The sequence below is a fragment of the Flavobacterium nitrogenifigens genome, from assembly GCF_003254565.1.
GTDB classification, from domain to species: Bacteria; Bacteroidota; Bacteroidia; order Flavobacteriales; family Flavobacteriaceae; genus Flavobacterium; species Flavobacterium nitrogenifigens.
In genome coordinates this window covers 81,656-106,485 of record NZ_QJRI01000174.1, presented here as the reverse complement: position 1 = coordinate 106,485, position 24,830 = coordinate 81,656, and the positions used below count along the sequence as shown (strand labels likewise).

Annotated in this window: 23 protein-coding genes; 10 read left to right on the top strand and 13 right to left on the bottom strand. The window is 34.1% G+C overall.

The window, feature by feature from the left end; all coding sequences use genetic code 11:
• Together DM397_RS11530 and DM397_RS11525 are read right to left on the bottom strand one after the other, a co-directional pair.
• Positions 1–1,347 (bottom strand): ankyrin repeat domain-containing protein, encoded by a 1,347-nt coding sequence (locus DM397_RS11530; RefSeq protein ID WP_239457842.1) that lies wholly within the window; start codon positions 1,345–1,347, stop codon positions 1–3.
• Between the two features lie 35 nt (positions 1,348–1,382).
• Positions 1,383–2,564, bottom strand: coding sequence for an ankyrin repeat domain-containing protein (locus DM397_RS11525; RefSeq protein ID WP_111377680.1), 1,182 nt, complete (start codon positions 2,562–2,564; stop codon positions 1,383–1,385).
• Between the two features lie 350 nt (positions 2,565–2,914).
• Between DM397_RS11525 and DM397_RS11520 the strand changes: the two genes are divergently transcribed.
• The 7 genes from DM397_RS11520 (at position 2,915) to DM397_RS11490 (ending at position 10,300) form a co-directional block, all read left to right on the top strand.
• Positions 2,915–4,312, top strand: coding sequence for a PSP1 domain-containing protein (locus DM397_RS11520; RefSeq protein ID WP_111377679.1), 1,398 nt, complete (start codon positions 2,915–2,917; stop codon positions 4,310–4,312).
• Entirely contained in the window at positions 4,296–4,775 is a 480-nt protein-coding gene (locus DM397_RS11515; RefSeq protein WP_111377678.1) for a gliding motility lipoprotein GldH, read from the top strand. Before DM397_RS11520 ends, DM397_RS11515 begins: the two co-directional genes overlap by 17 nt.
• A 10-nt stretch (positions 4,776–4,785) precedes the next feature.
• A complete protein-coding gene (locus DM397_RS11510) occupies positions 4,786–7,092 on the top strand; it encodes a penicillin-binding protein 1A (RefSeq protein ID WP_111377677.1) in 2,307 nt (768 codons plus the stop codon).
• A 165-nt stretch (positions 7,093–7,257) separates the two neighbouring features.
• On the top strand, positions 7,258–7,959 hold the full coding sequence (locus DM397_RS11505) for a CoA transferase subunit A (protein WP_111377676.1): 702 nt from the start codon (positions 7,258–7,260) through the stop codon (positions 7,957–7,959).
• A gap of 98 nt (positions 7,960–8,057) precedes the next feature.
• Positions 8,058–8,939: a class A beta-lactamase, subclass A2 gene (bla, locus tag DM397_RS11500; protein ID WP_111377675.1), complete on the top strand. Its 882-nt coding sequence runs from the start codon at positions 8,058–8,060 to the stop codon at positions 8,937–8,939.
• A gap of 101 nt (positions 8,940–9,040) precedes the next feature.
• Entirely contained in the window at positions 9,041–9,697 is a 657-nt protein-coding gene (locus DM397_RS11495; protein WP_111377674.1) for a CoA transferase subunit B, read from the top strand.
• A 162-nt stretch (positions 9,698–9,859) separates the two neighbouring features.
• The gene (locus tag DM397_RS11490) at positions 9,860–10,300 is read left to right on the top strand and encodes a hypothetical protein (protein WP_142479081.1); all 441 of its coding nucleotides are present in this window, start codon (positions 9,860–9,862) and stop codon (positions 10,298–10,300) included.
• A gap of 101 nt (positions 10,301–10,401) precedes the next feature.
• Here DM397_RS11490 and DM397_RS11485 read toward each other — a convergent pair whose 3' ends face one another.
• Together DM397_RS11485 and DM397_RS11480 are read right to left on the bottom strand one after the other, a co-directional pair.
• Complete coding sequence (locus DM397_RS11485) at positions 10,402–10,929, bottom strand: DUF6646 family protein (protein WP_111377672.1); 528 nt, start codon at positions 10,927–10,929, stop codon at positions 10,402–10,404.
• Between the two features lie 50 nt (positions 10,930–10,979).
• Complete coding sequence (locus tag DM397_RS11480) at positions 10,980–11,714, bottom strand: metallophosphoesterase family protein (protein WP_111377671.1); 735 nt, start codon at positions 11,712–11,714, stop codon at positions 10,980–10,982.
• 152 nt (positions 11,715–11,866) lie between these two features.
• Between DM397_RS11480 and DM397_RS11475 the strand changes: the two genes are divergently transcribed.
• The 3 genes from DM397_RS11475 to DM397_RS11465 all read left to right on the top strand — a co-directional run bounded on the left by DM397_RS11475 (position 11,867) and on the right by DM397_RS11465 (position 14,821).
• Complete coding sequence (locus DM397_RS11475) at positions 11,867–12,976, top strand: hypothetical protein (RefSeq protein WP_111377670.1); 1,110 nt, start codon at positions 11,867–11,869, stop codon at positions 12,974–12,976.
• A 159-nt stretch (positions 12,977–13,135) separates the two neighbouring features.
• Positions 13,136–14,218, top strand: coding sequence for a DNA polymerase IV (gene dinB / locus DM397_RS11470; RefSeq protein ID WP_111377669.1), 1,083 nt, complete (start codon positions 13,136–13,138; stop codon positions 14,216–14,218).
• Positions 14,219–14,320: 102 nt separating this feature from the next.
• Positions 14,321–14,821 (top strand): PAS domain-containing protein, encoded by a 501-nt coding sequence (locus DM397_RS11465; protein ID WP_111377668.1) that lies wholly within the window; start codon positions 14,321–14,323, stop codon positions 14,819–14,821.
• A gap of 146 nt (positions 14,822–14,967) precedes the next feature.
• Here DM397_RS11465 and DM397_RS11460 read toward each other — a convergent pair whose 3' ends face one another.
• The 9 genes from DM397_RS11460 to DM397_RS11420 all read right to left on the bottom strand — a co-directional run bounded on the left by DM397_RS11460 (position 14,968) and on the right by DM397_RS11420 (position 24,765).
• A complete protein-coding gene (locus DM397_RS11460; protein WP_111377667.1) occupies positions 14,968–16,572 on the bottom strand; it encodes a fumarate hydratase in 1,605 nt (534 codons plus the stop codon).
• Between the two features lie 79 nt (positions 16,573–16,651).
• On the bottom strand, positions 16,652–17,395 hold the full coding sequence (locus tag DM397_RS11455) for a hypothetical protein (protein WP_111377666.1): 744 nt from the start codon (positions 17,393–17,395) through the stop codon (positions 16,652–16,654).
• Positions 17,396–17,416: 21 nt separating this feature from the next.
• Positions 17,417–18,076 carry a hypothetical protein gene (locus DM397_RS11450; protein ID WP_111377665.1) on the bottom strand — a complete coding sequence of 220 codons (660 nt, stop codon included), beginning with the start codon at positions 18,074–18,076 and terminating at the stop codon, positions 17,417–17,419.
• Between the two features lie 214 nt (positions 18,077–18,290).
• Positions 18,291–19,730 carry a nucleoside recognition domain-containing protein gene (locus DM397_RS11445; RefSeq protein ID WP_111377754.1) on the bottom strand — a complete coding sequence of 480 codons (1,440 nt, stop codon included), beginning with the start codon at positions 19,728–19,730 and terminating at the stop codon, positions 18,291–18,293.
• Between the two features lie 78 nt (positions 19,731–19,808).
• The gene (locus DM397_RS11440) at positions 19,809–20,228 is read right to left on the bottom strand and encodes a hypothetical protein (protein WP_111377664.1); all 420 of its coding nucleotides are present in this window, start codon (positions 20,226–20,228) and stop codon (positions 19,809–19,811) included.
• A 39-nt stretch (positions 20,229–20,267) separates the two neighbouring features.
• Positions 20,268–21,341: a winged helix DNA-binding domain-containing protein gene (locus tag DM397_RS11435; protein WP_111377663.1), complete on the bottom strand. Its 1,074-nt coding sequence runs from the start codon at positions 21,339–21,341 to the stop codon at positions 20,268–20,270.
• A gap of 64 nt (positions 21,342–21,405) precedes the next feature.
• Positions 21,406–22,119 (bottom strand): 3'-5' exonuclease, encoded by a 714-nt coding sequence (locus DM397_RS11430; RefSeq protein WP_111377662.1) that lies wholly within the window; start codon positions 22,117–22,119, stop codon positions 21,406–21,408.
• A gap of 202 nt (positions 22,120–22,321) precedes the next feature.
• Entirely contained in the window at positions 22,322–22,798 is a 477-nt protein-coding gene (locus DM397_RS11425; protein WP_111377661.1) for a methylated-DNA--[protein]-cysteine S-methyltransferase, read from the bottom strand.
• A gap of 92 nt (positions 22,799–22,890) precedes the next feature.
• On the bottom strand, positions 22,891–24,765 hold the full coding sequence (locus DM397_RS11420) for a DUF2207 domain-containing protein (protein WP_111377660.1): 1,875 nt from the start codon (positions 24,763–24,765) through the stop codon (positions 22,891–22,893).
• Positions 24,766–24,830: the final 65 nt, after the last annotated feature.

Here is a 24,830-nt window from a genome sequence, read left to right as displayed (position 1 = left end):
TTATCCTTTTAAAATTTTGCTTTTCTCAACATCAAATTCTTCCGAAGTTAAGATTCCGGCATCTAGAAGTTCCTTTAAATCTAATAATGCCTTTTTCTTTGCTTCCATCGAATTTGAAGCTTCTGTTTTTGGCGTTTCGGGTTGTTGCGGAGTATTTATCGGGTTTACAATAGTTCCTGACGGAGCATATTTCAAAATCATTTCAGTGATTTCATTAAAACCTTTTACGTTAGAATAATCAATTGCTTTTTGTTCTTTTACGTTTACGATTGAAGCATCGGCTTTGTTGTCTAATAAATATTTTACAACATCTTTCTTTCCATTAGCAGCGCTGTAATGGAGCGGTGTGTTTCCAGATTCGTCTTGAATATTGATGTTTGCTCCAGCTTCAATAAGCAGCTTCACCATGCTAAGGTTTCCTTTTTTGGTTGCCACATGCAATAGGCTTTCTCCGCCATAGTTGTATGAACTGTTTAAGGTAAAGCTCGATTCGTTCGAAATATTTGTGGCGCTTACAATCCAATCCAAATAATCATTCATTGAAGAAGTGTCTTCAGCCATTGGTTTGCTATAATTCACATCAACTCCGTTTTCTAAAAACAAAGCCACGATTTCCTTTTGATTATTCGCGCAAGCGTACCAAACAGGATAATATCCATTATTGCTTGAAGTAAATACATCTGATCCTCTTTCAATCAATAATTTAGCTAACATTCTATTGGTTTCATAGCAAGCAATTAAAAGTGCATTTTCACCAGAATGATTCGTATGGTTTATATCGGCACCGTTATCTAAAAGCAAAGTCACCATCGGAATCGATTTGGTATAACAAGCATAAATAAGAGGCGTATTTCCCTGTTTATCGGTTACATTAATATCGGCGCCATTGTCTAAAAGCAGTTGTATGATTTCTCTATTTAATTTTGCAGAGGCCAATAAGAGTGGAGTTTCTCCATTGTTATTCAGTAAATTAACATCGATTCCAGATTGAAGCAACTTTGTTGCAATTTCAATTTGAGCTGTCTGAACGACTAAATGCAGCAGGCTATTTCCGTATTTATCATTCTTCGTGATTTCTGCTCCGTTTTCTAAAAGATGCAGCGCCGTTTGTTTTTGTTTTTGAAGACAGGCAAAGTACAAAGGTGTTTCTCCCTGATGATCTTCGTAATTAATATCGGCACCTTCTTCGCTTAGAATTTTTACAATATCGAGATAACCACGATGTGCAGCATAATGAAGAGCAGTTCTTCCTTTTTCATCAGTATATTTTATGTCTACTTCTTTATTTTGAAGCAGCAATTCGGCTATTTTTCGGTTCCCATTTTCGCAGGCAACTATAAATGACATTGACATGTTTGAATAATTTTAAATAAATGATCGTTTTATTGTTTCATTAAAAGTTCAACGGTTTTGATCTTGAGGTTATCTCCAGAAGCAAGCATTAAAGCCGTTTCGTCTTTGTCGTTTGTAATCGAAATGTCGGCACCTTGATCTAATAACAGTTTTACTTTTCTATAGGTTTCTTTTGCCATTTCTGCATCGTAATTAACATTGTAAGCACAGACTTTATGCAAAATGGTATTTCCCTCATTGTCTTGTTCGTTTACATCTAAAGAAACATTCTCTAAAACCGATTTCAAGATGTCCGATTTCTTTTCGACAATAAAATCAATACCTGATTTTGGCTGGCCGTAATATTGCGCGCAGAAATTCACATCGACCCCATCAGATAATAATCTTTCTAAAAAAGTTATATTATTTGGAGAAACAGATAGCGAACTGATGAAATTGGTGAACAACGTTCGGCCGTCTTTATTCACTATATTAAAATTTGGCGAAGAGACTGATGCTAAGGCATCGTACATGTCATACGAAAACTGTTCTGCAACGGCATAATAAAAAGCCGTATTGTTTTGGTTATCGGTTTCATTGGCATCGGCACCATTTTCTAATAAAAATGGAAGAAGTTCTTTTCGATTTCTTTTAACGGCGCACATTAACGGAGTAGTTCCAACAATATTTTTCTCGTTGATGTCAACGCCATTATCGATCAAAATGGTAATATATTCTTTTACTTTTTCAGGATTTAGACCGTAAATATTCAAAACAGTATAAATGAAATTTTCTCCTGCATTGTTCTTATACTGAGTGTTAGCCCCAAAAACATCAACTAAAACTTGAACTATTTTTGGTGAAATACCTTTTTCAAGAAAATAACCAAGAAGGGTTTTATCGCTGATTTCGTCGTTAAGGTTATCCATTTTCGACATTAATTCTTTAAAAAAAGTAATCGAATCTTCGTCATCTTTTAAATATAAAGTCAGCGGTTTAAAAATGGATTGATCAAAACTGTCCAATTCGTAAATATCGGTTTCAATAAATCCCGCTTTTATTAGTTTTTCGATGAAATCAATTTCTTTGGCGTCTATAATTTTGGCTGCAATCTGCGAAAAATTGTTTTTTAGATATTGCTCATTAAATTTTTCTCCGTTATTTAGACATTCTCTGGCCTCGTCAAATTTTCCCTGAAAAAGGAAATTTTCAATCTGGTTTTGTGTTTGCATTCTGATTAATTTTTAAAATGAAAATTAAGATTTGAATTAGCCTAAAATTGGGCTTTCTCAAATCTTGTTGTAAGATAAAACATAAAATTGCTAAATATATTTCAGGATAAAAAGTTAAAAGTTTGTTTTAAGTGATAAAACTGACAGAGATAGGATTTTTCGAGAAAATATTTTAAAAAAAGGAAAACGGAAGGGAAATTTGGGAAAAATTTGCGTACAAAAAAACTTGTTTTTTTATTTAACAGCTCTTTAGTTTTTATCAATAAAAAGCAAAATAAAAAAAATACTATCTTTACCGATCAAACGTTTATGAACTTAAGCTGCAATCTGGCAGCACTACATATATAATTATGGCATGTACAAGTTGTTCAACCTCAGATGGTGGCGCACCAAAAGGTTGTAAAAATAATGGGACTTGCGGCACCGATAGCTGCAATAAATTGACGGTTTTTGACTGGCTTTCTAACATGAGTCCGTCCAATGGAGAGGCGATTTTTGATTGTGTTGAGGTTCGTTTTAAAAACGGACGCAAGGAATTTTTTAGAAATTCAGAGAAATTAACTTTAAGTATTGGCGATATTGTAGCAACTGTTGCTTCGCCAGGACATGATATTGGAATTGTGACCCTTACAGGAGAATTGGTAAAGATTCAAATGAAGAAAAAAGGGGTGAATTACGAAAGTAATGACGTTCCAAAAATTTATAGAAAAGCATCTCAAAAAGATATTGATATTTGGTCTGTTGCCCGTGATCGTGAAGAACCAATGAAGGTTCGTGCGCGTGAATTGGCGATTCAGCACAAATTGGAAATGAAAATTTCGGATATCGAATTTCAAGGAGACGGATCTAAAGCGACTTTTTACTACACAGCAAATGATCGTGTCGATTTTAGAATGCTGATTAAAGATTTTGCTAAAGAATTCAGTACTAGAGTTGAAATGAAACAAGTTGGTTTCCGTCAGGAAGCGGCTCGTTTAGGTGGAGTTGGTTCTTGTGGACGTGAACTTTGCTGTTCTACTTGGTTAACAGATTTTAGAAGCGTGAATACTTCTGCAGCTCGTTATCAGCAGTTGTCATTGAATCCGCAAAAATTAGCGGGGCAATGCGGAAAATTAAAATGCTGTCTAAACTATGAATTAGACACTTATATGGATGCTTTAAAAGATTTTCCTGATTACGATACCAAATTGATTACGGAAAAAGGAGACGCTGTCTGCCAAAAACAAGATATTTTTAAAGGATTAATGTGGTTTGCGTATACAAACAATTTTGCAAATTGGCATGTTTTAAAAATTGATCAGGTAAAAGAAATTATCGCTGAAAATAAACTGAAAAATAAAGTTTCTTCTTTAGAAGATTTTGCTGTTGAGGTAGTTGCAGAACCAGAAAAAGATTTTAATAATGCAATGGGTCAGGAGAGTTTAACTCGCTTTGATCAGCCAAAAAGAAAGAAAAAACCAAATCGCAAACGTAAACAAAATGCTGAGCCAGCAGGTGTTGCAACTCCGGTAAAACCACAGCAGGAAAAAAATGCGAATAATGCTAAACCAGCAGGAAATAATAATCCGAACAACGCTGGAAATGCGAACAATGGAAATGCTGGGAATAAACCAAATCCAAACAAGCCAAATCATAAGAAAAAGCATAATTCGAATAAAAACAATCCGAATAAGCAGAATTCAAATGAAAATAAACCTGCTGAACCTAGAAAACCAATAACGAATACTAAAAATGAGAATAAAAAATAGCGGAATTCTTCTCTTGGCAGCAATACTTCTTTTTTCTTGTGATAAAAAAAGAGTATTTGATGAGTATAAATCTGTTGGAAGCGCTTGGCACAAAGACAGTATTATAAGCTTTGATCTGCCGGTTTTAGATTCTACAAAAAAATACAATGCCTTTGTAAACATACGAGATAATAATAATTATCCGTTTAATAATTTGTTTTTGATTGTAGCTTTAGAAACCCCAAGCGGTTTCACAAAAGTAGATACGTTAGAATATCAAATGGCAGCACCAGACGGGACTTTATTAGGAAATGGATTTTCTGATATAAAAGAAAGTAAGCTCTTTTACAAAGAAGATGTAAAATTTACAGGAAAATATAAAGTTCATATCAAACAAGCTGTTAGACAATCAGGTAAAATTCCTGGAGTTGAAGCTTTACAAGGAATTACAGACGTTGGTTTTAGAATAGAACAAAAAGATTAGAAAAATAGTTATGGCTGCTAAAAAAAACAATCCATCAAATAAAACTAAGGATATTAATTATTACAAGAAGAAATTCTGGAGGGTATTTGCTTACTCTTTATTAGGGGTTTTAGCTTTCTTCTTATTTGCCTCATGGGGTTTATTTGGATCTATGCCTTCGTTTGAAGATTTAGAAAATCCAGATTCAAACCTTGCGACAGAGATTATTTCTTCTGACGGAGTAGTATTAGGTAAATATTTCAAAACCAATAGATCTCAGCTTAAATATTCGGATTTGCCTAAAAATCTGGTTGAAGCGCTTGTTGCAACTGAAGATGCACGTTTCTATGAGCATTCAGGAATTGATGGACGCGGAACTTTAAGAGCCGTTTTTAGTTTAGGAACAAACGGTGGTGCAAGTACATTGACACAACAGCTTGCAAAACAATTGTTTCACGGTGAAGGGTCTAAATTCCTTCCTTTCAGGATTGTGCAAAAAATAAAAGAATGGATTATCGCTATTCGTCTGGAAAGACAATATACTAAGAATGAAATCTTAGCGATGTACTGCAATGTTTATGACTTCGGAAATTATTCTGTTGGAGTAAGTTCTGCAGCACAAACCTATTTTTCTAAAGATCCAAAAGACTTGACAGTTGATGAATCGGCTATTTTGGTTGGAATGTTCAAAAACTCAGGTTTATACAATCCCGTTAGAAATCCAGAAGGAGTGAAGAATCGCCGTAATGTGGTTTTATCTCAAATGGCAAAAGCAAAAATGATTTCTGAAGCTGAAAAAGAAAGACTTCAAGCTTTGCCAATTACTTTGAAATTTAAGCTAGAAAGCCACCGTGAAGGTATAGCCACTTATTTTAGAGAGTATCTTCGTGATTATATGAAGAAATGGGTAGCAGAAAACAAAAAACCAGACGGATCTGACTACGATATTTACAAAGACGGTCTTAAAATCTATACTACGATAGATTCTAGAATGCAAACTTATGCTGAAGAGGCTGTTGCAGCACACATGCAAAATCTTCAACAACAGTTTTATATTGATCAAAAAAACAATAAAAATGCTCCATTCGTAAATATCACACAAGCTGAGACAGATAGAATCATGATGCAGGCAATGAAGAATTCTGTTCGCTGGGCTCAGATGAAAGAAATGGACAAAAGCGAAGATGATATTATTGCTTCATTCAAAGTAAAAACAAAAATGCGTGTCTTTACTTGGAAAGGAGAAAGAGATACAGTAATGACGCCGTTAGATTCTATTCGTTATTACAAGCACTTTTTACAATCTGGTTTAATGTCGATGGAGCCTCAAACAGGAGCAATTAAAGCTTGGGTTGGAGGTATTAATTATAAATATTTCCAATACGATCACGTAGGACAAGGAGCAAGACAGGTTGGTTCTACTTTCAAGCCTTTCGTTTATGCAACGGCAATTGAAGAATTGAATATGTCTCCTTGTGATTCCATTTTGGACGGGCCGTTTATGATTCACAAAGGGCGCCACCACGTAACAGAAGATTGGGAGCCAAGAAACTCAAACCATACTTACCGTGGTATGGTAACTTTAAAACAAGCTTTGGCTGGTTCTATTAATACAGTTTCGGCTAAATTAATTGACAGAACAAGCCCTGAAGCAGTTGTAGAATTGACGAAGAAATTAGGGGTTAAAACAGAAATTCCGGTACAGCCATCTATCGCACTAGGAGCTGTAGATATTACGGTTGAAGACATGGTTGCGGCGTATAGCACATTTGCAAACCAAGGAGTTTATGTAAAACCACAGTTTTTAAGCAGGATTGAGAATAAAAGCGGTGAGGTTATTTATGAGCCGATTCCAGAGTCTCATGACGTTTTAAATAAAGATATTGCTTTTGCAGTAATCAAATTGCTTGAAGGGGTTACAGAAAGTGGTTCTGGTGTGCGTTTACGTACGCAAGGCGGTGGAAGTGGAGATAACCGTTGGACAGGATATCCATATATGTTTACAAATCCAATTGCAGGTAAAACTGGAACAACGCAAAACCAGTCTGATGGTTGGTTTATGGGAATGGTTCCAAATTTAGTGACTGGAGTTTGGGTTGGATGTGAGGATCGTTCAGCGCGTTTCAAAAGCTTGACTTACGGACAAGGAGCTACAGCAGCTTTACCAGTTTGGGGTTATTATATGAAAAAGTGTTATGCCGATAAAGATCTTCAGATTTCAAAATCGGAATTTGAACGTCCAGCAAATCTTTCTATTAAAGTAGATTGCTATCAAAGACCAGCTGTCGTAAAAGACACTACGCAAACTGAACAAAATACTGACGAGTTTGAATTGTAACATTGTTGCAATAATGCTTATCTAATTATATATCAATCCCTTTACTAGTCTTTTGAAAGATTTGTAAAGGGATTTTTCTTTTGGTTTTATTTTTACGAAATCGTTATAATTTAATCTAAAAATCTTATTTTTATCAAAAATATTCAGCAATAAAGATAGTTTGTTATGATAACAAAAAAAGTAAATAGCGTTCAGGATGCTATTGAAGGGATTGAAAACGGCATGACCATCATGTTTGGCGGTTTCGGATTATGTGGTATTCCTGAAAATACAATTGCAGCGTTGGTAAACACATCAATTTCAGATTTAACTTGTATTTCTAATAATGCAGGTGTAGATGATTTTGGTTTAGGATTGTTGTTGCAGAAAAAGCAGATTAAAAAAATGATTTCTTCTTATGTGGGAGAAAATGCCGAATTTGAGCGTCAGATGCTTTCGGGAGAATTAGAGGTTGAATTAACTCCGCAAGGAACTCTTGCAGAACGCTGTCGTGCAGCTCAAGCAGGAATACCTGCATTCTTTACTCCAGCAGGATACGGAACGGAAGTGGCAGAAGGAAAAGAAGCACGCGAATTCAACGGAAAAATGCATATTATGGAAGAAGCTTTCAAAGCCGATTTTGCCATTGTAAAAGCATGGAAAGGTGATGAAGCAGGAAATCTGATCTTTAAAGGAACAGCTAGAAACTTTAACGCTTGTATGGCTGGCGCTGGGAAAATCACAATTGCAGAAGTAGAAGAATTGGTTCCAGTTGGGACTTTAGATCCAAATCAGATTCATATTCCGGGAATTATGGTACAGCGTATCTTTCAAGGAGAAAAATTTGAAAAGAGGATTGAACAACGAACTGTAAGAGCTAGAAATTAGTGAATGAGAAAATGTGGCAATTAGATAATTGTTTTGGTATTATCTAATTATCAAATTGACTAATTGACTCATTATTCAAAAATTGACACATTAAAAATATGACTAAATTTAGTATAGTTCTTTTTTCGTTCTTATCGTTTCAGGTTTTTTCTCAAGGCACGAATGAACTTCGAAATCAATTACAACAAATTATTTCGAGTAAAAGTGCAACTTTAGGTGTTTCTGTGAAAGGCATTGAAAATAAGGATACTTTAAGCATCAATGGGAATTTAAAAATGCCAATGATGAGTGTGTTTAAATTTCATATTGCTCTAGCGGTTTTGCATAAAGTTGATGAAGGCAAACTTAATCTTACTCAAGAAATCTTTATAAAAAAGAAAGATTTAAAGGAAGATACGTGGAGTCCGATGAAAGTAGATTATCCAGAGGGAAATGTGAATTTGACTTTAGATAAAATACTTCGTTACACGGTTTCGCATAGTGACAATAACGGATGCGACATTTTGATCAATTTAGTCGGAGGTACAAATTACATTCAAAAGTTTATAAATGATCAGGGTATCAAGGATTTCGTTATTAAAGTGAACGAAGACCAAATGAAGACGTGGAAGAATCTTTATGTCAATACCACAACTCCGATAGCAACAACAGAATTGCTCGAGAAGTTTTTTAAAGGCGAAATTTTAAAACAAGAAACGACAAAGTATTTGTATCAAATAATGGTTGAAACTTCAAGAGGTCTCACTTGGATGAAAGCTGGACTTCCTGAAAACACCGAATTAGCACATAGAACTGGAATTTCGGGCACTAATGATGCGAATCTGAGAGTAGCAATGAATGACATTGGAATTGTAAAGCTTCCAAACGGAAAACATTTCATTCTGTCAGTTTACTTGAAAGATATTACAGAGAAAAGAGAGGATACAGAAAAAATAATAGCGGACGTAACAAAAGCAGTTTGGGATTATTTTATTAGATAATTAGACAATGTGCCAATTAGATAATTAATTTAGATCGTGTTAAGCATTTTCTAATTATCAAATGGACTAATTGGCACATTAAAAAGACACATTAAAAACTTATGGCACTTAGTAAAGAAGATATAGCAAAACGAATTGCAAAAGAGGTAAAAGACCGTTATTTCGTGAATCTAGGAATTGGGATTCCAACTTTGGTTGCAAATTACGTTAGAGAAGATATAGCAGTTGAATTTCAAAGTGAAAATGGAGTTCTAGGAATGGGGCCTTTCCCTTTTGAAGGAGAAGAGGATGCCGATATTATTAATGCGGGAAAACAAACCATTACAACACTTCCTGGAGCAAGTTTCTTTGATTCAGCGTTTAGTTTCGGAATGATCCGAAGCCAGAAAGTAGATTTGACGATTCTAGGAGCAATGGAAGTTTCTGAGAATGGAGATATCGCCAACTGGAAAATTCCAGGCAAAATGGTAAAAGGAATGGGAGGCGCAATGGATTTGGTAGCTTCTGCCGAAAATATCATCGTTGCCATGATGCACGTGAACAAAGCAGGAGAGTCAAAAATCTTAAAAAGATGCACTTTGCCATTGACAGGCGTAGGCTGCGTTAAAAAGGTCGTAACTGAACTTGCGGTACTCGAAGTAACTGAAAAAGGTTTTAAGCTCTTAGAGCGCGCGCCAGGTGTCTCAGTTGAGCATATCATCGCCTCAACAGAAGCCGATTTGATTATTGAAGGAGAAATTCCTGAAATGGTTTTTTAAGGTTCAAAGGCTCAAAGGTGCAGAGACTCAAAGTTGAAGTGTTAAAAATAAATTTAGATAAGAGAACTTTCTTAAGAGAAGGTTCTCTTTTTATTTTAATCAATTCCGAAGAATTTAAATAGTCTTTTATTTACATTTGCTCTGATTTAAAAAAGTATGTCTTTGGAAAAGTTTGAAATAGATATTAAATGGGGAGGTTATTTGTTTATAACATATGCCTTATTTTCAATCGTTATATCACTATTAATGTTGTTAGTTAACTATGACAGTTTAAGATATTTGCCAAATATTCTAATAGTAGTTTTTATTGTTCAATTAATATATTTTACTGCAAAAGCAATATCAGAAAATAATAAGAATGACTTGAGTAAAGGTTATAGAAAGTTTTTTGTTTTTGTTAGGCTTTTAATGTTCTTTTATCTTCTGACGTTATTTTTAAATGGAAGTGCAATTACAAATACAGGTAGTTGGTATTTGTCTTTATTTGTGCCATATAGGGAAAAAGATATTTCAGAATTAGTAGAAGATGATTCAATAGAAAATAATGGAATTACACTTAATGAATTTATGGCCACATTAAAAAGAAAGTTCAGCAGATCATAAATTTTTATTACGCAAAAAATAAAAACCGCCCAATTGGGCGGTTTTCTATTTATAAAAACTTTGTTCCTTTGCTTCTATGAGCCTTTGAACCTAAGAAAATATTATAAATTAAATGAAGCTCCTAAACTAAAAGTAGCTTGATTATTCAAATGATAGAAAGGATCATTGTTTGAACCATATTTTGCAATTGGGAATCCGATTTCTGTGAAAACACCAAATCCTTCAGTAAAGAAATAACGACCTCCAACATGACCACCAAAATTATGTAAACCTAGACTTAAACCTGGGTAAACGTCTAGTTCTTTTACGCCAATTACGCTAGATAAGTTAGCATTGATTCTTGCTTTTGCATCAAAACGATCTGAGAAATCTGGTTCAGCATCGTGATAAACATCTGCACTTCCGTGGTAGAAACCATTAAAATTATCAAATCCTAGGATATAGTTAGCAACAAAACCAAAAGAGAAATTTTCTCCTAAACCAAAATCAACAGAACCTTGAATTCCAGAACCACCATCTTGTAAATTAGCACCTACGTTTACTTTAATATCTCCCTTTCCTTTGAAAGCTTCTTGAGCATTAACAAATCCGAATGTCACTAAAAACAAAAGTGTAATAACCTTTTTCATAAAAATTTAATATTAATTATTGTGGCAGCAAATGTAATGTTTTAAATAAATTAATTCCTACCTTTTTCGTTAAAATAGAGTTCGTTTAAGGGTTCACTTTGCCAGTATTCTTTTGTGTCAACGTTTAAAATTGTAAGCGGACCTCTGAATGCTGCTCCAGTATCTACGTTCCAAACACAAGCTTTATTTACAGGAACCGTCTCGCCGATTCGGGTAACTGGGGTATGACCAATATAAACTTCCTTATAAACGGTAAATCTTTTAGGATAGTGTAAGTCGTCTTCCTTTAATTTTGGGTCTAATGAAAGAGCAGTTTCCCAAAGTGTTCTGTCCCAGTAGAATAGTTTCGAAAAATATTCCCATTTCACACCATTCAAATTGGTAAAACCTGCATGCACAAATAAACGATTTTGATCGTCAAGATAATAATCCTGAAGATTTTCTAGAAATTCGATATGAGTTTTCTTTTTCTCTTCCGAGATTTTAGCGTAGCCTTCAACCGTAGCTTTTCCGCCATGTTTAAACCATGTTTCTTCATCTAGATCATCGTGCCTGTTTTCTAGCCACTCTAAAGCAAGTTGGTCATGGTTTCCTCTTATGCAGATGATATTTTGTTTGCTTTTTAAATCAATCAAATAGTCAATTACTTCAACAGACTGACTCCAGCCGTCAACGTAATCGCCCAAAAAAATTAGAGTATCTTCTGTAGTAACTTTGGCTCTCTCGAGTACCTGTTCAAGTGCAAGTAATCCGCCGTGAATGTCACCTATAACAAATGTTCGCATTATTTAATTTTTCGAGTAGAAGAACAAAAATAGGGAAAATGATTTGTTTAAAAATAATAAGATGTTAAACTTTAATATTTGAAAAAGTTATCTTACTAAAATAATTTCTTAATGTTATATTTGCGGCTCATTATAAAATAAAACGTATTAAGATGAAATTAAAATTTATTTGCTTGTTACTTCTCTCTGTAGCTTTTTTTTCATGTTCTAGTGAAGACAATCAATCTGAACAATTTGAATTTTTAGAATTTGAAAAAGACGTCCTGACACCTTTTGCAAATAGTGGGGATATTACTTTTTTAGCTTTCAGCTTTGATAAAAATTTAGGAAATTGGGATCTAAAAATTACGGATGAAAATGGAACTAACGTTCCTGTGACACTAGACAGAGTTGAAAGTACGAGAATTAGTATTTCTAACAAAAATGTTCAAAGAATTGCATTCAAGGCAGCGCCAAAAAATGAAGGAGTCTATACATTAGTAATTAAAAATAAAACTACAAATCAGCTTTACACGGATCATTTTATAGTGCGAAGCAAAACTTTTAATGAAATTGTCTACCCTTATGCAGAAGATTATACAACAATATTTGCTTACAGTTCAGATGAGTTAAAACCAACTGAGGATTATTTTTATTTTCATAATATAAAAAATACAATTATAAGTACACTTTCGACAACAGGAATATCAGGAATTAGATTAGAAGATGTAACGACATTTAAACAATATAACATCGATTATTCTGTAAATGCAGAAACAAAAAAAATTGAATTTATTGTTCCAGTAGGAGTTCCAGAAGGTAGATATTATTTATCCGTTAGATATAATAATTTGACCGAAGCCTATTTTGAAAAAGATATATTGGTACAAAGCGAACGATTGCCAGCGCTTACTTCGATCAATAAAAATGTTTTTAAAGGTGGAGAAACAATGGTTCTTAAGGGAAGCAATTTTAGGTATAAGTTCAATTTGGATTTCCTTACAGGAGCGTCTTATCGTAAATATCAAGCTTCTTCCTCTTTAATTTTTAAAGATCAATCTGGTTCAGGTGAAATTTTGTTAAGTGCTTATGATTCAGATCCGAGCTTTAAATATATGAATTCTGAAGGTACAGAGATTAATTATCCAATACCTAGAAATACAAGTAAAGATGATTTTTTCTTTGTTAGTGTTAATGATGGAAGTTATTTTGAAGGAACAGTTCAAGTAAGAACGGGGCCATATATAAGTGAACCAAAGCCAATAAGAGTCAATTTTAAATAAGGTCAATTTATTTTTAAGTTTAAAAAGCTGCAGTTCTATACTGTGGCTTTTTTTTTGGGTATAGTTATTTTCTCATCGAATTCACATTCTTTAAAAATTGATATGATTTATAACTATTTACGGCGTTTTTTTATTGGTTTTCCTTTTTAAATTTGCAATATGTCTGAAACACCAACATATCGTAAAATAATTCATATTGATATGGATGCCTTTTATGCATCGGTAGAGCAGATGGACAATCCGGAGTTAAGAGGAAAACCAGTTGCGGTTGGAGGTTCGGAGAATCGGGGTGTGGTTTCGGCAGCAAGTTACGAAGCTAGAAAGTTTGGTGTTCGAAGCGCTCTTAGCGGAGTTTTAGCCAAAAAATACTGTCCAGAAATTATCTTCGTCAGACCAAGATTTGATCGTTACAAAGAGATTTCGTCCAAAATCCATAAAATTTTTCATGAATATACCGACTTGGTTGAACCTCTTTCGCTTGACGAAGCTTATTTGGATGTCACTAAAAACAAAAAAGGAAATCCAAGCGCAAGCCTTTTAGCTCAGGAAATTAGAGCAAGGATTCTTAACGAAGTGGGGCTGACGGCGTCTGCAGGTATTTCGGTCAATAAATTTGTGGCCAAAATTGCCAGTGATTATAATAAGCCAAACGGACAAAAAACGGTTAACCCTGACGAAGTAGAAGCTTTTTTGGAAGATTTGCCTATTCGTAAATTTTATGGAGTCGGTAAAGTTACTACAGAAAAAATGTATCAGCTCGGGATTTTTACTGGAACCGATTTGAAAAGTAAGTCTTTAGAGTTTTTAGAGAAACATTTCGGAAAATCAGGAGCATTTTATTATCATGTCGTGAGAGGAATTCACAATAGTGAAGTAAAATCTTCCCGAATTGCTAAATCTGTAGCAGCAGAACACACTTTTGACGTAAATCTGTCTTCTGAAATTTTTATGATGGAACAATTGGAACGAATTGCTGGTTCGTTGGAAAAACGTTTAAAAAGACATAATGTTTCGGGTAAAACCATTACACTCAAAATTAAATACAGCGATTTTACGCAGCAGACAAGAAGTAAAACCTTGCCTTATTTTATTTCTGATAAAAGTTTGATTATGGAAAATGTTGAAGAGCTATTGTATCAGGAAAAAATGAAAGATTCTGTTAGGCTGCTTGGAATTTCACTGAGTAATTTGAATACTGAAGTAAAAAAGGCAGTTGTCGTTCAGTTAAAATTTACATTTTGATAACGCTTATTAAGCGTATATTAAGATGCTAAGCTTTTTATAACAGGATTTTTCTTGTATCTTTGAGTAAAAGGATCTATCAATCTCTTGAATTGTTTTGATATGAAAAATAAAAATTCTGATGATTCACTGCAACGAAATTCAGTTCCAATCCTAGCTTGGGATTTTCATTACGAATATCTAAATGAGCTAAAAGGATTAAGTGATGACTTGAAAAGAGTAAGCAAAATTTCGAATGAATTTATCTGGGACGAAAAGAAGCTTAACATTCAGGAAAGAATCAAAAACGAAGTGGTTTTGGTGACAGATCTTGATTTGAAAATTGTTTTCGCGTCAAGCGGAATAAAAAAAATGACAGGTTACAAAGAGGAAGAAGTTTTGGGAAAAACTCCAAAAATGTTTCAAGGCCCAGCAACTTCCAAAAAGGATTTAAAAGATATAAGAGAAGCCGTGAAAAAGCAGATTCCTTTTGCAAAAACTCTTGAAAATTATCGAAAAAACGGACAGACTTATAAATGCAAAATAGATGCTTCGCCAATATATAATCTAAAAGGCGAAATATCTCATTTTATAGCTTTTGAAAAACAGGATTTAAGCGCATAATGGTACTTTAACCGCAAAGAGCGCAAGGATTTACGCAAGGCACGCTATATATTTCAAAACAAAAACCGCCCAATAGGCGGTTTTTGTTTTATATAATTCTTTGTGAACTTTGCGTAAATCCTTGCGCTCTTTGCGGTTAAGAAAAATTATAAATTAGCAAAGAAATCATTTCCTTTATCGTCTGTGATAATGAATGCAGGGAAATCTTTAACTGTAATTTTACGAACGGCTTCCATTCCTAATTCTTCAAAATCAACCACTTCTACTTTAAGAATGTTGTCTTGAGCCAAAATAGCAGCAGGACCTCCGATAGAGCCTAAATAGAATCCGCCGTATTTGTTACAAGCGTCAGTAACTTGTTTAGTACGGTTTCCTTTTGCCAACATAATCATACTTCCGCCATTTTTCTGGAATTCATCCACATAAACGTCCATACGGCCAGCAGTTGTTGGTCCGAAACTTCCAGAAGCCATTCCGTCTGGAGTTTTTGCTGGACCAGCATAATATACTGGATGATTTTTGAAATAGTCAGGCATTGGTTTTCCAGCGTCTAACAATTCTTTAATTTTTGCGTGAGCAATATCTCGGGCAACAATTACAGTTCCGTTTAGTTTTAAACGAGTTTTAACTGGATATTGAGACAATTTTGCCAAAATATCTGCCATTGGCTGATCTAAATCAATTTCTACTGGAGCCTCTAAATGTGGAGCCGTTTCTGGTAAAAATTGTTTTGGGTTTACTTCTAATTGCTCAACGAAGATTCCGTCTTTTGTAATTTTTCCTTTAATGTTTCTGTCTGCAGAACAAGAAACTCCTAATCCAACGGGACAAGAAGCCGCGTGACGAGGCAAACGGATTACACGAACGTCGTGTGTGAAATATTTTCCTCCAAATTGCGCTCCAATGGCACTTTCCTGGCAGATTTTCTGAACTCTTTCTTCCCATTCGTGATCACGGAAAGCCTGACCAGCCATGTTTCCAGAAGTTGGAAGATGATCATAATATCCAGCAGAAGCTTTTTTAACAGCGCTTAAGTTGGCTTCGGCAGAAGTTCCACCAATAACCAAAGCTAAATGGTACGGAGGACAAGCAGAAGTTCCTAAATCTTTAATTTTTGTGCGAATGAATTCGTCAAGCGATTTTTCATTCAATAAAGATTTTGTCTGTTGGTATAAATACGTTTTGTTTGCAGATCCTCCACCTTTTGCCATGAACAAAAAGTCATAAGAAGTTCCTTTTTTTGCATAAATATCAATTTGTGCCGGAAGATTTGATCCTGAATTCTTTTCTTCAAACATCGAAATCGGAACAATCTGAGAATAACGTAAATTTCTTTTCTGGTAAGTATTGAAAATACCGCGGCTTAACCATTCTGCATCATCAACACCAGTAAAAATGCTTTCTCCTTTTTTGGCCATTACAATTGCAGTTCCCGTATCCTGACAGCTTGGCAATTGACCTTCGGCAGCTACAGATGCGTTTTGAAGCAAATTGTAAGCTACAAATCGGTCATTGTCTGTTGCTTCTGGATCGTCTAGAATTTTTCTCAATTTTTGCAAATGAGAAGTTCTCAACATAAACGAAACATCAGTCAAAGCTTCTTCAGCCAATAATTCTAAACCTTTTGGATCAACGGTTAAAACTTCACGTTCTCCAAATTTTTCAACTTTTACAAAATCAGAAGTGATTTTGCGGTACTGCGTATCATCCTTTAAGATCGGATAAGGATCTTGGTATATAAAATCAATCATTGTTTTGTTTTTTTACAAATTTAGAAATTATTTACCTAAGAAAGAATTTGAATTAACACTCTTCGACAGTTTTATGATTTTATTCGACGCTATTGAATTGATCAAACGTCATCTTTTTTTCAAAGTATGGTTTGTCTTTTACCGATAGTAGCATCTTTTTCCATTTACTGTCTTTTAATTCGAAAGATATTGAATCTGAGTGTGTAAGAATTCCCATGTCTACGTTCTCATCTTCATCTGCAGGTACAAATGCAACAGTTTTGCAATAAAAGGATTTCGGATCAGAATAGGTAGATGGATTTTCGATTTCTACCCAGCTTCCCCAACCGCTATCAGTCATTGTGCTCCATTGGTGCACCAATTGTAATGCGCTGTTTTTTAGGTAGTACAGATAGTGGTCATGAGAATAACCGCATGCAGGATATCCAAGTGAGATTTGTATAAATGGAGAATTTTTTGAACTTTCAGATGTCAATCCGTAAGAAGCCATCCACTCAGAACCTTTTTGAAAACCTTTAATTGCAATTTTTGAAGAAGCAGTTTTGGATTTATTTTGGTAAAAATCTAATCGGTATTTTACGGTAACAATACTGTCTTTGTCTGCCTCTTGATTTACCAAATGCGCTAGAATATAATCTGTGGATGATTCTGTTCCGTCAGTATAAATAGATACAGTGTCGGTTTTGATGATCTTTTCATCATTTGTGACCTCCAATGTTTCTTGCGGTTCAATAATTTCTGCAATTGGGGCTGCAGCATCTGTAGGTTTAGTTTTTTGGCATCCTATTAAAACAAGTAGTAAGAAAAGAGTGTGGATTTTCATAATTATAATTCAAAAGTGATTTTATTCAACAGATAGAACTAAAAGTTTCTTTTTTTGATAAAGCTCTGCGAGCGAGATTTTTTCACCATTAAGATAAAAAAGCTGGTCTTCGTATTTCACTTCGTAAGGATCAATTAAAAAGCAATAATTATCCCTATCGTTTAAAACACTCAGATTATCTTGATTCAATTCCACAATTTCAACATAATTGATAATATTGAGTTTGTGGGCTTCTTCTAAAGTTACGGGTGTAGTCTCATCATATCTGAAAAAGAATTTTTCTCCACCTCCAGGCATTCCAAACCAAGGCATCGCTTTTCCTGAGACAAGCGAAATATAATCTGGCACTTCGTTGATAAGAAATAATCTCTGGTCCATAGTTCCAAAAAACTCTGGGAGCGATTTGTTTTCAAAAGCTTCCTTTTCTTTCCAAAAATACAGTCCTTGATTTTGCCAGGAAGGATCCTGAGGATCTGGTGCGGTGTTAGGATCAGAATAGTGCATAAATAATTCGCGAGGCATAAAAGCAAGAAGCGAGTCATTAATGAGCCAGTCCATTTTGTTGGTATCGAATTTGTTTTGTGCTGATACAGGTTTTTCTGTAGGTTTTGGCTCTTCAGCGCATTCGATTTTCTCAGAATTCTTAGATTCCTTTTTTTTACTTAAAAACCATTTAAACATATTTGGGGGAATATTTAATTGTTTTATTTATGTTAGAAGGCTAAAGTATAAAATTATAAGAGGTTTTTTATAAAAAATATTAAAATAATGTAGGATAATGCGTCCGATTCATACGGGTAACTTATATCAAAACTTTAAAACAACAAATGTTATCTGTTGTTTTAAAGTTGTTTATGAAAAATAAGAAATGACCAATTTTGTACTTTAGATGGTCTTAGAAAAACCAAGTTGCCACAAAAATTGCTGTAATAACGCAGACTAAATCAACCAAAAGCATCGTACCTAGCGCATATCGAGTATTTTTAATGTTTACAGAACCAAAATAAACTGCAATAACATAAAATGTGCTTTCGGCACTGCATTGGAAAATACTGCTCAATCTAGCAGTCAAAGAATCTGCTCCAAAAGTATTCATAGAATCAATTAAGAAACCTCTTGAACCTGCAGAACTAAACGGACGCAACATGGCAACGGGAAGTGCATTTGTAATTTCTTTGCTTACGCCAAGATTCGAAAAGATAAATCCGATGGCATCACTAATGATTTCGAATAAACCGCTGTTTCTGAATAATGAGATTGCAACCAACATTCCTAAAACATAAGGGAAAATCGTAACTCCGGTTTTAACTCCGTTATTGGCACCAACAACAAAAGTATCGAAAACAGTAGTGTCCGCTTCTCTGAACTTTTTCTCATGTCTAAAAGAAAAGATCAGCGTAAATACAATAATTGCCAATAATATTAATCCAGAAAGGTTAGAAGTGAAATAGTTTTTTCCAATTAAATCTAAATGATTTACATACATCAACAAACCAACAATTGCAGCAATTAATCCCATCAAACCAATTAAAAGAGAAGCGCTTTTGAAATTGATTTTCTGTTTGATTCCCACAATTAAAAAAGCAGCAATAGTTCCAATAAACGAAGTAATGATACATGGCAACATTACATCGGCAGGATTGCTAGCATTTGCAGCCGCACGATAACCGATAATCGAAGTTGCGATTAAAGTTAGTCCAGAAGCGTGAAGACACATAAACATGATTTGTGCATCACTGGCTTTATCTTTTTCAGGGTTTATTTCCTGTAAACTTTCCATGGCTTTCAATCCAAATGGTGTTGCAGCAGAATCTAATCCCAAGAAATTGGCAGCAAAGTTTAAGGTCATGTAGGATATTGAAGGGTGATTTTTAGGAATGCTTGGAAATACTTTTACAAATACCGGACTTAGGGCTTTTGCCAAGTTTCCAGAAGCTCCAGAAACGATTAAAAGTTCCATTAATCCGCAGAAAAAGGCTAAATAAGCAATAAGAGGCAAAATCAAATCGACTAAAGTGCTTTTACAAGTTGGCAGTAAACCATCCGATTTTTGAAGTCCGCTGTAAATTTTTACAGTTTTGTTTTTGTAAACATAAGTCGTGTCAGCATTTAGCGTATCACGATTGATGATCATGGTCTGATCTGGCGCTTTTTTTATGCTGTCTTTTAAGAAGGCGGGAAGCTCTTCGATGTATTTTTCAGAAACTAAAACAGGATCGTCTTTTTTTCCATTTAAAACAGAATCAATGGTATAAGTATTGGCAGTAAATAGACTGACTACAATAAAAAGAATCGAAGAAATAAAAATAACTAACCAAAATCTGCTTAATACCATAATTGTAATTTTTTGTAAATTTAAATAAATCAATTGCAATGACAATTACAAAAGTAAATTTGATTTTTCAAGATAGACTCAAGCTGGTTCGAATTTGTTTTTTGATTGTACGATGTAAAACAAAAGTAATATTTGATGAAGAGCCATTAAATAATATCCAAAAAGCAAGTCATTTCTTGAGCTAACGAAAGAGATTGTCATTAAGAACAATGTTATGAAAATAAGAAAAATAGAAATTTTGATTTTATTAAATAGAAATAGTATTGAAGAAAAAATAAGTGAAAAATAAATAATAAGAATGAGGAAAGCTTCAATTATATTGCTAATATTCAATGTTTTATTAAAAGATTCTGTAATGAAATTTATAAAACTATTATGATAATACTCTTTTGAACCGAAGTCTTTGCCACAAGCAATTACAATATCCTGATTATATGGAAGAAATAATGAAACGATTCCTAAGAATGAGAAAATAAGGGCGATAGTTTTTTTATTCATTTAATAATTTTTGATTTTTTTTTAAACTTTAAAAATTAATTACTCAATCACAACTTTGGTTTCCAAATAAGTTTCAAAAGTTTTAATTCCTTCAAACAAAATCTCTTTTTTCGAACTGGCAGTTTCATTAAAAAACTCCGTTTCAATTTTTACATGATCTTTTTTAATGGTTCGTTTCCAGATTCCAATTACTTTTCCATTTTCTAAAATGACAGGTTTAAAAATGCCATTATTGGTAAAAGTTTTCGATTGATGATTTCCGGTAAATGAAACTTCACGCGTTTTGTATGAAATCAAAATTTCGTCGAATGCTGGCAGAAAATGTACGCTTTCGCGAAAGTTATCCTCGATCGAACGGTTTTTAGAGAACAAATAAGTCTGATTGTCAATGGTAATCGAGCTCAATTGCAACTCAATTGCGTTAATTGCTTTCTGGCAAATTGTTGGCGCAAAACCAGACCACCACGAAAAATCCAGTAAAGTTGCTGGGCCGTGACTTTCAAAATAACGCAGAGCGAGTCTGGCTAAACTTTCTTCTTTACTCATTTTGGCTTTTGGTTTTTGAACCCTTTCTTCGAGTAAAGCATAAGTGATTTGTTTGCCTTTCATTCTTCCATTACAAACTAAACCATCCAATTCTGCATTCATCATAATGGCAGCGCTCAAAAAGTCTTCACTTGAAGTTTTCTTTATGCCAAGTTCTTGCATGATTTCGTCCCGAGTCAAATGATTATTTCCAGCTAATAGTTTTTCGATAGAAGAGTTAACTTGATCTAGCTTTTTCTCATCATAACCAAATTTTTTTGCTGCGGAAGCTGTAAAGCGTTTTACCTGTGGAGCAGAAAGCTCAAGCATCCAATAAATATCATCGGCAGAAACAAAATGCCAAGTTGGACGTAGAATATGAGTTCGAATTACTTTTCCCGAATTAACAGCTTCTTCAATTATTTTTTCGGAAGAATTACAGCGTGAACCAATTGCCCATTTTGCCATAGCATAATCTTGAGCCTGCATAGCACCAAAATGATGCACGATTTCCTCGGGAGAACATTGGTTTTCCTGATAAAGCTTCTGAGAAGCCATACGATAATGTGAAATTTCGGAATGAATCATTTTAAACCATAAAAGTTATATAAGTTCATGCAAAAGAATCTTAGAATCTTAGCATCTAAAGAAGTTATACATGAATTATTTCATCATCAATTAGCAAATCTTCTCGACGTAAACGCAAGAAAATCTGAGCTACAGCAATTGTATCTTTTTCGCAATAGGTAATGATTCTGTCAATATCTTTTTCGACATAATAGACATGAGCAACCTGACTTCCGTCAATATCGCCTTTTGGCGATGGAACGCCGAGAATCTTGGTTAGCAATTTTAAAGATGTATAATGTTTATAATCGCCAAACTTCCATAATTCTAAAGTGTCTAAATGTGGAATTTCCCAAGGTTTTTTTCCAAATAAATTCAGTTTATCTGGAATTGGCATTTGATTGATGATCATTCTTCGGGCAATAAACGGAATATCAAATTCTTTCGAATTATGTCCGCACAGCAAATGTTGAGGCTGATTATAATGATTGTTGACTAGATTAGAAAAGTCTTTTAGGATTTTCTTTTCTTCACCAAAAAAAGAAGTTACTCTAAAATTGCGCACATCTCCTTTGATGGTAAAAAATCCAACCGAAATGCAGATTATCTTTCCGAATTCGGCCCAAATTCCGGCGCGTTCGTAAAATTCCTCAGGAGAAACCTCGTCTTTTCTTTGATATTGCGTTTTCAAATCCCAAAGTGATTGCATTTCCGCGTCGAGCGAATTGAAGTTTTCTTCTTCAGGAACCGTTTCTATATCTAGGAAGAGAATATTGTTGAGATTAATTTTTTCAATCATATTTTTTGCTATGGGTTTGCCACGAATTTCACGAATTGCACTAATTCTTTGCCGATATAAATATACGCAAATTTGATTTTTTATAAATAACGAAATATTTAATTGAGCGAATTTTCTGATTTTAAATATTGAAATTTAAAAATAAAAAGATCAAAGGGTAGAAAAATTAGCGTAATTCGTGAAATTCGTGGCAAAAAAAATACTAAAACAAACTTTGCTGTAAAGACGGGCTTTCATGTTCTAAAAGCCATTTTTTACGTGACAATCCGCCAGCGTAACCGGTCAAAGATCCGTTTGTGCCAATAACGCGATGACAAGGAACTACAATCCAAAGCGGATTTTTGCCATTTGCCGAGGCTACAGCACGAATTGCTTTTACATCGCCCAATTTTTTGGTCTGATCCATGTAGCTTACCGTTTTTCCGTACGGAATTTCAAGAAGAGATTTCCAGACTTTCTGCTGAAATTCGGTTCCTTTCGGATTCAGTTTTAAGTCAAAATCGGTTCTTTTGCCTTCAAAATATTCGTTTAGTTGCAAAACGGCATCTTGCAAAACTTCAGGAATTTCCTTAGAAACATCATTAGTGCCAACATCAGAAACCGAAATTATCGAAATGCCGTTTTCATCTCCAATAATTTTGGTGATTCCTAAAGGCGAATTGATGAAAACTGTTTCCATAATTTTTAACCGCAAGGGCGCAAAAGTTTATCGCTAAGTTCGCAAAGTTTTTTTAAATCGATAAATTATATAAGTTAAATCTGAGAAGGATTTTACCAGCCACCGCCTCCTCCGCCTCCTCCACCGCCTCCAGAGCTTCCTCCTCCAGAACTTCCGCTGCTGGAAGAAGTCGAAAATGAATCGTAAGAAGAGCTAAAATGGGTAATTGATCTTAAAGTAAATTGTGAAGAGCTGCTGCCAGTTGTTTTGATCCAGTTATTTTTATAATTCAGTTTTTCTAAAATAGTTGCAAATTTTGAATTCCATTCTTCTTCAATTCCCAAGGCAAACACGTATGGCAGATTTTCCTCGTAAACGCTTATTGCAGAGCTTTCTTCTGGTTTATAATTAAGTAATTCTTTTTTCCATCTTTCGATTTCAAATTTGATCTCGGCGCCTAATTTAGTATACTTGCCGATTATGCTTAAATAAAAGCTAAATCCTGAAATTATTGAGAAAAGTACAATCAAATTTAAGACAGAGTAGCTTTTGTCTAAATTGACTGCGGCGAATAATCCATAGCAAAAACCACCCGTAAAAATGGAGAAGAGAATACACAGCAAAGCCATTCCAAAATCTTTTGTGAAAGATTGGATGATTACTTTAGCAAGCAATGCTGTAATTATAAGAAGGACAAAACCAAAGATAACAGCCCAATAGATAGTTCCTTTATCAATGTAACAATAACTCATTAAAGAAGAGATTGTAATGACAAAACCTATGAGAATTTGTTTGGAGTTACTTAAAAAATAATCGGCTAAGTTATATTGCTTTTCTAATTTTTTTTCAAGCGCTTCTTTTGCTTTGTCGAAAATCAAATACGTTTCTTTGTCAAGCTCAAATGAATCATTTTCTCTAAATAAGGCTTCTAAAACTGCGGTTTCTTCATGAGATAAACCAAACGTTTCTTTTCCTTTTTTAAGTGAATATTTAAAATCATCGTCCCAAACTTTTTTCTCATTGTCAAAAATTTCGAGAGCACCTTTTATAGAAAGATTGATTATTGTGATTAATAGCGTTTTCGAATCAACGCCTTTGTCTTTTATGTATTGTAGAGCTGTTGCAGAATAAAGGCTTTTTAAATTTATTTTCTTGGTTTTATCCAATAAAGGATCTTCTCCATGACGTTTCCAAGAAAAATAGTAAAAAGCAAAACAAAAAGCGACGAAAGCTAGAGCAAGTAGTACTCTGCTTGGAGATAAAAATTCATCCATTTTATAATGCGGACGAAAAAAAGGCTGATGAACAAATCCTTTAGGAAAACCTGCTGCAACGGTAAAACCCTCTCCTTTTTTAAGATTTTTAGAAGTAAAATAAATCGAATTGCCTATAACTTTTGAATTGCAATCGTGTGCTTTTGAACCTAAAAGACCTGTGTAGCAAGCAGTCTGAAATGCTTTTGCAGATTTCGGTAAAGTTATTTTTGCAGTGACATTTTCAATATCAAATGCCCAATAATTTCCTGTAACATTCCAATACACTTCATCGAAATCGCTATAAGAATGTATTTGTGCTTCAATTTCATACGTCAATTTATAAGTATAAGTCCCTTCTGGCAGATACATTTCTTCATCTCCAATGTAGATTCCAAATCTTTCGGAGTCTATATTTAGGTGATACAGTTCTTCCAAATTACCTCTGTATACGCTTAGAACTTTATAGAAATTGGTTTTAGAAACTTTCGAAGAATTGCTTTCCATAGGAAGCTCTCTATAAATTCCATGATTTATGAATAGTTCAGCAGCATAAACCGTAATGTTTTCTGTAACGATAAGGTTTCCATTTTCTTTAACTCTGATATCTGCGTGAAATTTTTTTATTCTTTCTTCGTTGGGCTGAGCAGTCGACAGAGAATCGGTCTGAGCAAAACCTTGAAAGAGTGAAAACAGTAAAATGCTAACTGAAAATAGAAACCTGAATTTTTTCATCTGGGAAAACACTTATTTTTTTATGAAGGAAAAATAGTGTTTTTATTTAATCTTTATTTGAAAGT